The sequence below is a fragment of the Streptomyces chattanoogensis genome, assembly GCF_001294335.1.
GTDB classification, from domain to species: Bacteria; Actinomycetota; Actinomycetes; order Streptomycetales; family Streptomycetaceae; genus Streptomyces; species Streptomyces chattanoogensis.
Map to the genome: position 1 here is coordinate 72382 of NZ_LGKG01000112.1, position 13714 is coordinate 86095.

The window sequence follows — 13714 nt, forward strand, 5'->3', positions numbered from 1 at the left end:
GGCGCGGGCCCGGGTGGGCCTGACCACCGCTCAGGTCGCCCAGTCCATGACGGCGTGCGGCGCGCCTGCCCGGCCCGAGACGATCGAGGCCTGGGAGTACGGCTCCCAAGTGCCGACCGAGTCGCAGCTCTTCGCGCTGGCCGATGTCCTGTGGTGCGCCCCCACGGTCCTGATGGGCGTCGAGCCGCGGACGCTGGCCGAGCACCGGATGGCCCGTCAGCTGGGCACGGAGCGGCTGGCGCAGCTGATCGGCATGGACCCGCACACCTACCGGCTGGCCGAGTCGGAGCAGCGCTGGACCGGTGACTACCGCCAGACCAAGGCGCTGGTGGATGCCCTGGGGCTGTCGCTGCGGAAGCTGATCGGCGTGATGGGCCGGGTCGACGAGCTGGCCGGACATCTGCGGGCCGCGATCGACGGGCGCTGGAAGACGCATGTCTCTCCGGTCATGGAGATCACCACGCTGAACAAGACCCGGGTCAGCGATGCGCTGCGCACGATGCACGGGGAGTTCGCGGAGTTCGCCGAGCGCTACATGGGGCATGTGGTGGCCCGTAACGACGACGCGCGGCTCAAGGAGGTGGCGGCCGAGCGTTCGGCGTATCTGCGCCGGCTGGTCGACCACTTCTGGGAGCTGATCGGCGAGGCCGGTGAGGCGCCGCCGTTCCACTCGGTGACGCACTGAGCGAAGCGGTGCCCCGGCGGGGCGCCGGCGCGGGTGAGGCGCCGGACACGGGCGGGCGGAGCGGCCCGCGTCCGGCGGTGCGGCTCAGTGCGCGGCGGCGCCCAGCGGCGGGCCCGCCGGATCCGTCGGCCCGTCGTCCTCGATGTCGTCCCAGTCGATCTCCATCGTCCTGCGGCGGGTGAGGACGTTGAAGAACAGATTGAGCAGGATGGCGGTCAGACCGCCCAGGGTGATCCCGCTGTCGAGGATCGCCTTCACATCGTCGGGCATCCGGTCGAAGAACGGCGCGACCGCGGAGGGCAGCAGCCCGGCACCGAGGCTGACGGCCAGGATCAGGGCGTTGCGCTCCTCGCGCAGATCCACCTTGCCCAGGATCTGGATGCCGACGGTGGCGACCATGCCGAACATCGAGATGGCGGCGCCGCCGAGCACCGGGTGCGGAATCACGGCGACCACGCTGCCGACCTTCGGCAGCAGCCCCAGGGCGATCATGAAGAGACCGGCCGCGACCACCACGAAGCGGCTCATCACCCTGGACATCCGCACCAGGCCGATGTTCTCGGCGAACGCCACGTACGGGAAGGAGTTGAAGACTCCGCCGAGCACGGTGGCCACACCGTCGGCGCGCAGGGCGTTGGCGACGGTGGTGTTGTCGACCCTTTTCCGGGTGATTTCCCCGATCGCGTACACATCTCCGGTGGTTTCCACCATCGTGATCAGCATGACGACGGCCATGGCGATGATGGGGAACAGCTCGAACTTCGGCATTCCGTAATGGAAGGGGGTGCTGACGCCGAACCAGTCGGCATTGCCCACCGCGCTGAAGTCGACATCGCCGAAGGCCCAGGCAACCGCCGTGCCGCCGACCAGTCCGAGCAGAACAGCCAGGCTGCTCAGATACGGCTTTCCGACGCGGACCACGGCCAGGATGAACAGCAGGGTGCCCAGGGCGTATCCGAGATTCTTCGCGGAACCGAATTCGGGATGCCCGGCCAACTGGGCGCCGCCGGCCGCGTCCTGGAGTCCCTGGGGTATGAGGGTGAGGCCGATGATGGTGAGGATCGTGCCGATGACGACCGGCGGGAAATACTTCACCAATTTGCTGAAGAACGGCGCGAACAGGAAGGTCGCGATACCCGCGGTGATGACCGCGCCGTAGACGACGAGCAGTCCGGCGACACCGCCGCCCGCACCCAGGCCGATAGCGATCATCGGGGAGACCGCGGTGAAGGTGACACCCTGGACGAGCGGCAGCCGGGCGCCGATCTTCCAGATGCCGAAGGCCTGGATGATCGAGGCGATACCGCAGGTCAGCAGGTCCGCGTTGATCAGGTAGACGAGCTGCTCATGGGTCAGGCCCAGGGCATTGCCGACGAGTATGGGGACGATGACGGCCGCGGCATAGAAGGCGAGGACGTGCTGGAAACCGTAGAGCGCGAGTTTGCCGACGGGGAGCACCTCGTCGACGGGATGCGTGCGCTGTCCGGGGAACTGCGGGGAGGAATGTCGGGAGGATCGTGCCATCTCTGCCTTGCCTTCACGAGGTAGGTGAATAAGAAGGGAACCGGCTCCGGCATGTCCGGATGGCATGACGGGACCGGCCTGGTCCTACAAAGCCGACGGTGAGCGGTGTTGCCGACACCACGTAGCCCTGCTTCTACTGCGTAGCCCTGCTTCTGCTGCGCATTGTGTCCTGGTTCGACAGGACTTCCTTCGATCGGCCGGGCAAATTCCGGTATTTCCTTTGAAATTGCAGGCGAGTCGATCGGGCGTTCACCATAGTTGACCTGGGGTATTTCTCGCGAGTAACCGGGGGTCACGCCCGTCGGTATTGCGGACCGGCACGGCGGTACGTGGGGCGCACACTGGCCCCGACCTGGCACACACACTGGCCCTGACCTGGCGTTTTGTGCGCCGTGCCGGCCTCCGTGAAGAGGCAGGGCCCGGCCCGTCGCCGTAAACTCCAGATATGGCCAAGCGCCCGGATGCCACCGCGCCGGAACTCCTTGTCGAGGCCGACGGCGGCTCGGTGGTGATGGATCCGCACCGGACGTACCACGTGGGCCGTGACCCCGCCAGTGAAGTCGTCCTCACCGACGCCCGGGTCTCCTGGCATCACGCGGTGCTGCGGACGACCGACGGCCACTGGATGATCGAGGACGCGCACAGCACCAACGGGACGTACACCGACGGGCGGCGGGTGGACCACTGCGATGTCGGGCCGGGCAGCGTGATCCGGTTCGGCAGCCCGGCCGACGGGCCGTGCGCGGTGCTCAGCGGCACGCCGGGGCCCCGGCAGGAATCCGGCCGGCCCTCATCGGTGCCGCACCCCTCCGGCACCCACACTTTCCGGCGGCCCAGTGCGGTGCGGCCGCTGCCCGCCGCCAGGACCACCCGGATCGGCAGGGCACCCGACAACGACCTGGTCGTCGACGATCTCGCCGTCTCCCGCCGGCACGCCGAACTGCGGGCCGGACCGGACGGCTACGAGATCGCCGACCTGGGCAGCCACAACGGCACCTACCTCAACGGCCAGCCGGTCACCCGCGCCCTGGTCATCCCCGGCGACATCATCGGCATCGGCCACAGCGCCTTCGTGCTCGTCGGAGAGGAACTGCAGGAGTTCATCGACACCGGTGAGGTCTCACTGGACGTCCAGGACCTGGCCGTCACGGTCGACAGGGGCCGCCGGACGCTGCTCGACCATGTGTCCTTCCCCGTCGGCGAGAAGTCGCTGCTGGCGGTGGTCGGACCGAGCGGAGCCGGCAAGTCGACGCTGCTCAACGCGCTGACCGGGCTGCGGCCCGCCGACGAGGGCACGGTGCTCTACGACGGACGGGACCTCTACCGCGACTACGCCGAGCTGCGCCGGCGCATCGGACTCGTACCGCAGGACGACATCCTGCACACCCAGCTGACCGTGCGCCGGGCCCTCGGCTACGCCGCCCGGCTGCGCTTCCCGGAGGACACCGCGAAGGCCGAACGGCAGGCCCGGGTGGACGAGGTCATCCGTGAACTGGGGCTCACCGAGCGGGCCGGGCAGGCCATCCACAGCCTCTCGGGCGGCCAGCGCAAGAGGGTGAACGTGGCGCTCGAGCTGCTGACCAAACCGTCGCTGCTCTTCCTCGACGAGCCGACCTCCGGGCTCGACCCCGGGATGGACCGCTCGGTGATGCATACCCTGCGCGGCCTGGCCGACGACGGCCGCACGGTCATCGTCGTCACGCACAGCGTGCTGAGCCTGGACGTCTGCGACCGGCTGCTGGTCCTCGCGCCCGGCGGGAAGATCGCGTACTACGGGCCGCCCGACGAGGCGCTGGCGTTCTTCGGGTTCGCGCAGTGGCCCGAGGCGTTCGAGGCCTTCGAGACGGACATCGCGCGGGACTGGGCGGGGCAGTACCGCGCCTCGCCGCTGCACCGGCGCTGCATCTCCGCGGACTCCCGGCAGCCGCGGCAGGCCCCCGAGGCCCCGCGGGGCTCCGTGGCCGCGCCCAAGGCGCAGAGCTGGGGCGGGCAGTTGCGCACGCTGGTGCAGCGGTATGCGGCGGCGCTGAGCGCGGACCGTACCTTCCTGATCGTCATGGTCGCGCTGCCCTTCGTCATGGGGGCGATGACACGCGCGCTGGCCGGAAGCGCCCTCACCCGGGACACGGCGCCCCAGACGCTGCTGATCCTGTGCGTCGGAGCGGTCCTGACCGGCGCCGCCAATGCCGTACGCGAGCTGGTCAAGGAACGGACGATCTATCAGCGGGAGAGAGCCGTCGGCCTGTCCCGCTCGGCGTATGTGATGTCCAAGGTGCTGGTGCTGGGTACTGTAACGGTGGTACAGGCTGTGGTGCTGACCACGGTCGGACTGTTCGGCGTCGATGTCAACTCGCCAGGCGGCAAAGGGCTGTTGGTACCTTCCCTTGCCGAAATCACGCTCGCCGTGGCGCTGTTGGCGTTCACGGCGATGATGCTCGGCCTCTTCGTGTCCGCCCTGGTGCGCAAGGAGGAGGTCACCATGCCGCTGCTGGTCCTCCTCGCGATCGTGCAGGTCGTCTTCTGCGGAGTGCAGCTGAAGCTGCACGGCGTGGCGGGGCTGGAACAGCTGTCGTGGCTGGTGCCGTCGAGATGGGCGCTCGCCGCGATGGCCGGGACGGTCGACCTGCACCGGATCGTGCCGGGGGACGTCACCGCGGACCCGCTCTTCCAGCACCGGCCGGTGGTCTGGCTGCTCGACATGGGCCTGCTGATCGTGCTGTCCGCCCTCTTCGGCTTCCTGGTCACCCGGCTGCTGCGGCGGCATGAGCCCGAGATCATGCGCAAGTAGCGTCAAGGAGCTGCCCATGACCACGCCCGAATTCCAGCCCAGCCACGTGGTCCCCCCGGACGGCATGCCGGCCTGGTCCGCGCCGGACGCCGCCCGGCCCACGGTGCCGCTGGACCCGCTGCTCCCCGTCCAGGTCATCGACCGGCTGGGCGACTGGGCGCTGGCACTGTGCCACAACGGCTGGTCGGCCTGGGTGGACGGCCGGCTGCTGCTGTCGATCCCGCACGGCCCGCCCGCCGCCGCCGCGCCGCCCACCCGGACCACGGACCCCCGGCCGCTGCTGGGCGGGGTCGAGAGCGAGCTGGTCCGCTACCGCCGGCTGGTCGAGGAGCTGGTCGCGGGGCGGCTGGACGGCGAGGCGTTCGGGCAGCGGACGCGCGGCATGCGGGTGGGGGTGGTGATGGACGGCGAGGCGGTGTGGCTGTACGACGCCCGGCACGAGCGGTGGTGCTACTGCGACGGGGTGTCGCTGGAGACCTATGCGGTGACGGCGGGGCCCTCGACGCGGAGCCGGGAGGGCGAGACCCCGGATCCCCCGGCGTCCGCGCCGCCTCCGACCGCGCCGTACGGGTCGTACGGGGCCTCGGCGGCCGGCGGTGACGCGGTGCGCGGCCGGCGCCTCGGGGGGTGACGCGGGGTGAACACCGGGGAGCCGGCGTCCGGGGTGCCTTCGACCGCGCCCGGGACCTCGGGGATGCGCGGCCGCCGGGTGGCCTGCTACGTCCTCGGGGACGAGATCGGCCGCGGCGGTATGGCGATCGTCTACAAGGCGGAGGACCTGAAGCTCCCCCGCACCGTGGCGCTCAAACTGATGGCCCCCGAGCACGTCCGCAACGAGACCTACCGCCAGCGCTTCGTGCACGAGTCGAAGGCGGCCGCGGCTATCAACCATCCGCACATCGTGCCGGTCTTCGACGCCGGGGAGGCCGACGACGGCGTGCTCTACATCGCCATGTGCTACGTCCCGGGACAGGATCTGCGGGCGCTGCTCGAGCAGGAGGGGCCGCTGCCGCTGGAGACCGCCTGCCGGATCGCCCTCCAGGTGGCCTCCGCGCTGGATGCCGCCCACGAGCACGACCTGGTGCACCGGGACGTCACCCCCGGCAACATCCTGATCGCCGAGGGCACCGACAGCGACCACCCCGAGCACGCCTATCTGACCGACTTCGGGCTGACGAAGCGGTCGATGTCCCTGACCGGCTTCACCGGCCGCGGCCAGTTCATCGGCACGGTGGACTACATGGCGCCCGAGCAGATCTCGGGCCGCCCGGTGGACGGCCGCTGCGATCTCTACAGCCTGGGCTGTGTGCTGTGCGAGATGCTGACCGGGGCACCGCCGTTCCGCCGCGACGATGTGATGGCCCTGCTCTGGGCGCATCAGTACGACTCCCCGCCCGCCCTGACCGAACGGCGCCCGGATCTGCCGCCGGACGTCGACCCGGTGCTGGCCCGCGCGCTGGCCAAGTCGCCCGAGCAGCGTTACGACACCTGCCGGGGGTTCGTCGCGGCGCTGCGGGCGGCGGGCCGAAGAGCGGCAGAGGACACGCAGCCGCCCCACCGCGGGCACCGGAAAACGCAGGTGAGCACGGACGCCGGGCCCGCACGTGCCACTACTCCCCCGCCACCGCCGACGTCCGTCCCCCCGCCACCACCGAGCTGGGCCACACCGATGTTCCTGGGCCGCTGACGGCTTGCCTGCCTTCTCTCCCCCACCTCCCCCGGATGCCGCACCCGCCGTCCCAGCAGGCTGCCCAGATACCCGGTGACCAGCCCCCATGCCGCGCCCACCCCCACCAGCCGCAGGAGTTGCGGCTGCAGGACGACCTCGCCGCCCAGGTTGCCGCCGAGATCGCCGACGCCGATCAGGGAGAGCCCGTAGTGGGCGTAGATCCGGGTGAGCAGTCCGACGACGAGCAGGGTGAGCGCCAGCGCCACGGCCAGCTCGACGGCGGGCCGCCAGGCCGGCAGCCGCGCCGGGGAGCGCACCGCCGCGAGGAAGGCGGCGGCCGACAGCACCACGACCGCCACCGCCACCAGCAGCCAGGCGCGGCCGTCGTGCTCGGCGATCGCGCCCAGGTCGAGGGTGCGTGGTCCGTGGCCGGTGCGCAGGATGTCGTCGAGCACCTGCGGCATGGGCAGCCCGATGGCCTTGTCGACATGGCCCGTCCAGGCGCCGCCGATGCCGATGCCCAGCGCCATCCAGGCCAGGTTCGGCAGCCCGAGACAGAGCACCGCAAAGGTATCGGCCGGGTGTTCCCCCGTGATCAGCTCGACGATGCCGGCAACCAGCCCGATCGCCACGTAGGCCAGCAGGATGCACAGCATCGCGAAGGCGGGCGGCCGGACGGAATCCTGGAAGTGCAGCAGCCGGGAGGAGAGCGGCGCCCGGCGGGAGACGAGGAAGGTCAGGACGAGCAACGCCAGCACCCACAGCAGCCCGAAGCCGAGGGTCGCGCCCAGATCGGCGTGGAAGCCGACGGTGGGCGTGGTGCCGAACTCGGCGCCGAGCTCGTCGACGAGGTCATTGCCCACCGAGATCCGGAAGTCGTGCCGGGCGGCCAGCGCGACGAGCAGCAGAAGCACCAGCCAGCACACCGTCGTGCGGGCGATCCGGCCGAGCAGCTCCTGGGTGCCGGCCACCGCGCGGTGGCGCAGCGGGAGCAGGAAGAAGGCCGCGACCACCAGCGCACCGGCCAGGGTGACCGACAGCGGTACCGCGTCGAGAGCGGCGGCCCCCTGTGCGATGATCCCGGCTTCGCCGGACAGGCCGACCGTGCCGCCCGCGGCGATCACCACGGCCGCCGCGACCACCGAGGGGAACGCCCCGCCGGGCAGGTCCGTCGCACCGGCCGCCCACAGCCCGAGCGCGGCGACGGCGATCATGGTGACGATGCCCGACAGGGCCGTACCGAGCGCTTGCGCCCAGGCCCGTACGGCGGGAGGTACGCCCGGAGCACCTACCGGGCCCGGAGGAGCGGCGGACGCGGGGCGTGGCATCTGTTGCCTCCTAGCAGGGCGGGACGCAGGGGAACAATCGGTGTGTCACCTCTGCCCGCACCACGTAAGCACGCCGGATTCCGCCCCGCTTGCAGACAGCGCCAGATAGCGGCACACAATGGTAGAGGAGTCGACAAACAGGGCAAATCCGAACGGCCGAATGGCTTATTTCGCGCCACAGGAGGGACCCGTGGCATCTCCACCACCTCCGGGCAGTCGCCCGACCGGGCCGCCGACGGGCCCGCTCTCCGGTCCCCCGCACGAGCCCACCCAGGAGCGCACCCGGCCGTGGCGACGGCAGCGGAAGCCCAGCCGCCCGGGACCGCCCGGGCCGCCCGGCGGCCCCGGAGGCCCCGGGGGTCCGGGAGGCGGCGGAGCGCGGGGCGGCGAGCCCTGGTGGCGGTCCGCATGGCGGGTCGCGATCATCGCGGGCGCCGTGGTCGTGGCCGTGATCGTGACCCTCCTCCTCACCCGCCCGGGCGGCTCCGGCACCGCCGAGGTGTTCGCCGAACCGGCCGCGGCGGCCGGCCGGAACCCGGTCACCGAGTCGACGGCGGACGAGTCCACCCCCTCCCCGTCCGCCACGCCCAGGAAGTCCGCCGGCACGACAAGCGCCTTCCACGGCTCGACGCCCGGCCTCTACGGCGGCGCCAGGAAGAGCGCGAGCTGTGACGTCGACAGGCAGATCGGGTATCTGCGGAGCGACCCCGCGAAGAACCGGGCGGTCGCCGGCGCCCTGGGCCAGGCGCCGAACGCGCTGCCGTCCTACCTGAGGTCGCTGACCCCCGTGCGGCTGGGCTACGACACCCGGGTCACCAACCACGGCTACAAGGACGGCAGGCTCTACGAGTTCCAGTCGGTGCTGCAGGCCGGCACCGCCGTCCTGATCGACGCGCACGGAGTGCCGCGGATGCGCTGCAAGTGCGGGAACCCCCTTATGGAACCGAAGGAACTGGAGAAGGGGGGGCACACGCGCGGCCGGACGTGGCCGGGATACCAGCCCTCCGACGCGGTGGTCGTCCTGCCCGCGAAGAAGGAGGTCCCGGAGTTCGTCCTGCGCGACCCGAAGACGGGCGAGTGGTTCGCACGCCCCGAGGGCGCCGACGGCCCCGCCAAGGACATCCCGACTCCCCCGCCCGACGAGACCCCCAGCGGGCCCCCGTCGTCCCTCCCCCCGCCGTACCGGGAAACGCCCCCGCCCGATGTGAGCTCCACCGGGCCCTCCGGCACTCCGCCCACGTCCGGCGGGACCGGCACCGGACCGTCCGGCTCCACCACCGGAGGGTCCACGGAGCCGCCCGGCACCACCACCGGAGAGCCGCCCTCACAGCCCGGCACCACCACCGGAGGGTCCACCGAGCAGCCCGGCACCACCGAACGGCCGTCCGAGCCGTCCGGCCCCGCCACCGGGTCCACCGAACAGTCCGGCCCCACCACCGAAGGGCCCGGCACCACCAGCGAGTCACCCGGCAGCGGCGGGACGTCACCGTCCCCCTGAGGCCGCGGTCGCCCACCCGCGGCTCCGATACCGAACCGTGTCATAAATCTCCGTTCGTCCAGACAACCTCCGAAACAGACAAACCCTCTGTAGATGCGGCGGGTTCCCCGCTGTCAACTGTCTGTTTGGAGGACCTCCGTGCACGCCGCACCCCGTCGCCACCCCGCCCGGTTCCTGCCCGCCCTGATCGCCACGGCCACCGTGCTGACCGCGTGCGGGGGGACGGGCACCGCCTCGTCGAAGGCGGACGGCCCCGCGGCCAAGGTCACCGTCACACCGGCCGCGGGCAGCAAGCAGGCCAAGCTCGGCGCGCCGATATCCGTACGGGCCGACGGCGGCAAGCTCACCTCGGTCGAGGTCAAGGACGACCAGGGCGCCAAGGTCGAGGGCCAACTGACCTCTGACGGCACGTCATGGAAGTCGGCCGGGAAGGTCCGCCCGAAGACCACCTACACCGTGAAGACCAAGGCGAAGTCGGACGGCGGCAAGGAATCCGCCGCCACCTCGGTCTTCACCACCGAGCAGGCCGACAAGGTCAACAAGCTCACCAACACCCCCGGCAACGGCCAGACCGTGGGCACCGGAATGCCCGTCTCGATCCTCTTCGACCACCCGATAGCCAAGGACCGGCGCGCCGAGATCGAGAAGGCGCTGAAGGTCACCACACAGCCGCACGTCCAGGGCGCCTGGGGCTGGGTCAAGGACTGGTCCGGCAAGGACCGGATCGACTGGCGGCCCAAGGACTACTGGCCGGCCGGCACCAAGGTCTCCGTCAAGGGCGCACTGTCCGGGATCGACTCCGGGGACACCGGCGGCTGGTTCGCCCGGGACTACAACTACGGCTTCACCATAGGCGCCGACCACAAGGCCGTCATCGACGTGCCCTCGCACACCCTGACCATGTACGAGAACGGCAAGAACATCGGCAGCGTCACCGGCTCCGCCGGGTCCCCCCAGGACCCGACCCGTGGCGGCGTCCACACCGTACGCAGCAAGAACGCGGCGGAGACGATGGACTCCTCCACCATCGGCCACGGCAAGGAGTGGATGCTGGACTCCCAGTGGGTCACCCACCTCACCGCGTCGGGCACCTTCCTGCACTCCGCACCGTGGAACAAGCAGCTCGGCGTCGCCAACACCAGCCACGGCTGCTTCGGGATGACCACCAGCGACGCCAAGAAGGTCTACGACTTCCTCACCATCGGCTCCACCGTCGAGGTCAAGGGCACCAGCAACCCGAACAAGACCGACGTCGGCAACGGGCTCGAGGTCTGGCAGGAGTCCTGGTCGCAGTGGCGTAACCGGTCCGCCCTCTGAGTTAGCCCGTCCGCTGCGCTTTGCCTGGGCCGACGCGTCCGGCTTTCCCACGGTTGCGCCTGCGGCGGGCGGTGCCGCTGCGCGGGGCTGTCCGGCAGCGGCACCGGGCTTACACGGCTCCGCCGCTACAGCCCGGCACCTCCCCGTTGAGCAGACACGGCGTCGTAAGAGGGAACCCGGTGGAAATCCGGGACTGCCCCGCAGCGGTGAGCGGGAACGACCGCCGTCATACGCACTGGACCCGACGGGTCCGGGAAGCGACGGCCAGTAGGTGTCCGCCGGAAGAGTCCGGCAGACGTGCCCGCGAGTCCGAAGACCTGCCACTGCCCCCGTGCGACCGGTGTACGGGGTGATCTCGGTGACCTCGAGGGCGGGTCGGCGGACACGGCAGGCGGCACGGCGGCGCGATCACGCCCGGCGGTCCGCCCGGTCGGTCATCCCTTCGCGTCCTCCCCCGTCGCCGGGGTCGTAGGAGACACGCTCGCGAAGGAGAGCTCCGTGACCAGCAATTCCGGCTCCGTGAACAGCAATCCCGGCTCCGTGACCAGCAATTCCGCCGCCACCGCGGTACGGGCCACCGTGCACGGCTACCCCCGGCAGGGACCGCACCGTGAACTGAAGAAAGCCATCGAGGGCTACTGGAAGGGCCGGGTCGGCGCGAATGCCCTCCGCCGCACCGCCGCCGAGCTGCGCCGCGGCAACTGGCAGCAGCTCGCCGCGGCCGGCATCGACGAGGTGCCGACCGGCGATTTCTCGTACTACGACCATGTGCTGGACACCAGCGTGATGGTCGGCGCGATCCCGCCCCGGCACCGGGCCTCGGTGGCCACCGACGGGCTGGACGGCTACTTCGCGATGGCGCGCGGCACCCAGGACGTGGCGCCGCTGGAGATGACCAAGTGGTTCGACACCAACTACCACTATCTGGTGCCGGAGCTGGGGCCGGACACCGTCTTCGCCGCGGATTCGAGCAAGCAGGTCGCGGAGCTGACCGAAGCGCTGGAGCTCGGGCTCCGCGCCCGCCCGGTCCTGGTCGGGCCGGTGACCTATCTGCTGCTGTCGAAGCCCGCCCCCGGTGCGGCCGCGGACTTCGACCCGCTGACGCTGCTCGACCGGCTGCTGCCGGTGTACGCCGAGGTGCTGGCCGATCTCCGGGCGGCCGGGGCCGCGTGGGTGCAGCTGGACGAGCCCGCCCTCGTCCAGGACCGCTCCCCCGCCGAACTGAACGCCGCCGCCCGCGCCTACCGCGATCTGGGGACCCTCACCGACCGCCCGAAGCTGCTGGTCGCCTCGTACTTCGACCGGCTGGGCGAGGCGCTGCCGGTGCTGGCCAAGGCGCCCGTCGACGGGCTGGCGCTGGACTTCACCGGCGCCGCGGCCGCCAACCTCGGCGATCTCGCGGCGGCCGGCGGACTGCCCGGCAAACGTCTGGTCGCCGGCGTCGTCAACGGCCGCAACGTCTGGCTCAACGACCTGGAGAAGTCGCTGGCCACCCTGGGAACGCTCCTCGGCCTGGCGGACCACGTCGATGTCGCGTCGTCCTGCTCCCTGCTCCATGTCCCGCTGGACGCCGCCGCCGAGCGCGACCTCGATCCCGGGATCGTCCGCTGGCTGGCCTTCGCCCGCCAGAAGACCGACGAAATCGTCACCCTGGCGCGCGGTCTGTCCCAGGGCACGGCCGTCATCGCCGGCCGGCTCGCCGCGAACCGCGCCGACCTGGCGTCCCGGTCCGGTTCGGCGCTCACCCACGACCCTGCGGTACGCGCCCGCGCGGCGGCCGTCACCGACGCCGACGGCCGCCGCGCTCAGCCGTACGCCGAACGGGCCGCCGCCCAGCGCGCCCACCTCGGGCTGCCGCTGCTGCCGACGACGACCATCGGCTCCTTCCCGCAGACCGCCGAACTGCGCACGGCCCGCGCCGATCTGCGCGCCGGGCGGATCGGCGCCGCGGCGTACGAGGAGCGGATCGCGGCCGAGATCCGCGAGGTGCTCGCCTTCCAGGAGAAGGCCGGGATCGACGTCCTGGTGCACGGCGAGCCGGAACGCAACGACATGGTCCAGTACTTCGCCGAGCGGCTGACCGGCTATCTGGCCACTCAGCACGGCTGGGTCCAGTCGTACGGCACCCGGTATGTCCGTCCGCCGGTCCTGGCCGGGGACATCTCCCGCCCCGAGCCGATGACGGTGCGCTGGACGGCCTACGCCCAGTCGCTCACCGACCGCCCGGTCAAGGGCATGCTCACCGGCCCGGTCACCATGCTCGCCTGGTCCTTCGTCCGCGACGACCAGCCGCTCGCCGAGACCGCCCGCCAGGTGGCGCTCGCGCTGCGGGACGAGGTGGCCGACCTGGAGTCGGCGGGCACCTCGGTCATCCAGGTCGACGAGCCGGCGCTGCGCGAGACGCTCCCGCTGCGCGCCGACGGTCACGCCGCGTACCTGGCCTGGGCCACTGAGGCCTTCCGCCTCACCACCGGCGGGGTCCGCCCGGACACCCAGATCCATACGCATATGTGCTACGCGGAGTTCGGCGACATCCTCCAGGCCATCGACGACCTCGACGCCGATGTCATCAGCCTGGAGGCCGCCCGCTCCCATATGCAGGTCGCCGGGGAGCTCGCCACGGCCGGCTATCCGCGCGAGGTGGGGCCGGGCGTCTACGACATCCACTCCCCGCGCGTCCCGTCCGTCGACGAGGCAACTGCCCTGCTCCACAAGGGACTTGAGGCGATTCCTGCCGAGCGGCTGTGGGTCAACCCGGACTGCGGTCTGAAGACCCGCGGCTGGCCGGAGGTGCGGGCGGCGCTGGAGAACCTGGTCGCGGCGGCGCGGACGGCGCGGGACGGGCTGCCGGGCGCCGGGTCCTGAGGCAGTACGGGCAGGGGGCCTACGTCCGGTCCGGGACGCA

The 13714-nt window shown here is 71.5% G+C and carries 8 protein-coding genes, 1 pseudogene and 1 riboswitch; of the genes and pseudogenes, 7 read left to right on the forward strand and 2 right to left on the reverse strand.

The features are described 5' to 3' along the window. The first annotated feature begins 46 nt into the window (after window positions 1–46). Entirely contained in the window at window positions 47–685 is a 639-nt protein-coding gene (locus ADL29_RS13155; RefSeq protein WP_053924005.1) for a hypothetical protein, read from the forward strand. A gap of 84 nt (window positions 686–769) precedes the next feature. On the opposite strand, the gene ADL29_RS13160 is transcribed toward ADL29_RS13155, so the two are convergent. Further along, on the reverse strand, window positions 770–2209 hold the full coding sequence (locus ADL29_RS13160) for a nucleobase:cation symporter-2 family protein (protein ID WP_053923851.1): 1440 nt from the start codon (window positions 2207–2209) through the stop codon (window positions 770–772). A gap of 445 nt (window positions 2210–2654) precedes the next feature. Between ADL29_RS13160 and ADL29_RS13165 the strand changes: the two genes are divergently transcribed. The 3 genes from ADL29_RS13165 to ADL29_RS13175 all read left to right on the forward strand — a co-directional run bounded on the left by ADL29_RS13165 (window position 2655) and on the right by ADL29_RS13175 (window position 6684). Continuing rightward, entirely contained in the window at window positions 2655–4997 is a 2343-nt protein-coding gene (locus tag ADL29_RS13165; RefSeq protein ID WP_053923852.1) for an FHA domain-containing protein, read from the forward strand. A 16-nt stretch (window positions 4998–5013) separates the two neighbouring features. Then, a complete protein-coding gene (locus ADL29_RS13170) occupies window positions 5014–5628 on the forward strand; it encodes a hypothetical protein (protein ID WP_245689373.1) in 615 nt (204 codons plus the stop codon). A 63-nt stretch (window positions 5629–5691) separates the two neighbouring features. Next, the gene (locus ADL29_RS13175) at window positions 5692–6684 is read left to right on the forward strand and encodes a serine/threonine-protein kinase (protein ID WP_053923853.1); all 993 of its coding nucleotides are present in this window, start codon (window positions 5692–5694) and stop codon (window positions 6682–6684) included. Between the two features lie 107 nt (window positions 6685–6791). Here ADL29_RS13175 and ADL29_RS13180 read toward each other — a convergent pair. Next, window positions 6792–7994: pseudogene (locus tag ADL29_RS13180) on the reverse strand (streptophobe family protein); the annotation flags it as partial. A gap of 190 nt (window positions 7995–8184) precedes the next feature. On the opposite strand from ADL29_RS13180, the gene ADL29_RS43465 reads away from it, so the two are divergent. The 3 genes from ADL29_RS43465 (at window position 8185) to metE (ending at window position 13674) form a co-directional block, all read left to right on the forward strand. Next, window positions 8185–9492, forward strand: a complete 1308-nt coding sequence (locus ADL29_RS43465; RefSeq protein WP_157878488.1) for a DUF6777 domain-containing protein — start codon at window positions 8185–8187, stop codon at window positions 9490–9492. A 138-nt stretch (window positions 9493–9630) separates the two neighbouring features. Beyond that, window positions 9631–10809 (forward strand): L,D-transpeptidase, encoded by a 1179-nt coding sequence (locus tag ADL29_RS13190; RefSeq protein WP_245689374.1) that lies wholly within the window; start codon window positions 9631–9633, stop codon window positions 10807–10809. A 145-nt stretch (window positions 10810–10954) separates the two neighbouring features. After that, window positions 10955–11130, forward strand: a riboswitch (cobalamin riboswitch). 219 nt (window positions 11131–11349) lie between these two features. Continuing rightward, a complete protein-coding gene (gene metE, locus ADL29_RS13195) occupies window positions 11350–13674 on the forward strand; it encodes a 5-methyltetrahydropteroyltriglutamate--homocysteine S-methyltransferase (protein WP_053924007.1) in 2325 nt (774 codons plus the stop codon). Window positions 13675–13714: the final 40 nt, after the last annotated feature.

Excerpts from the sequence above, each read along its gene's own strand:
- ADL29_RS13155 (WP_053924005.1), top strand. The coding sequence starts at position 47 with ATGACGGCGTGCGGCGCGCCTGCCCGGCCCGAGACGATCGAGGCCTGG.
- ADL29_RS13160 (WP_053923851.1), bottom strand. The coding sequence starts at position 2,209 with ATGGCACGATCCTCCCGACATTCCTCCCCGCAGTTCCCCGGACAGCGC.
- ADL29_RS13165 (WP_053923852.1), top strand. The coding sequence starts at position 2,655 with ATGGCCAAGCGCCCGGATGCCACCGCGCCGGAACTCCTTGTCGAGGCC.
- ADL29_RS13170 (WP_245689373.1), top strand. The coding sequence starts at position 5,014 with ATGACCACGCCCGAATTCCAGCCCAGCCACGTGGTCCCCCCGGACGGC.
- ADL29_RS13175 (WP_053923853.1), top strand. The coding sequence starts at position 5,692 with ATGCGCGGCCGCCGGGTGGCCTGCTACGTCCTCGGGGACGAGATCGGC.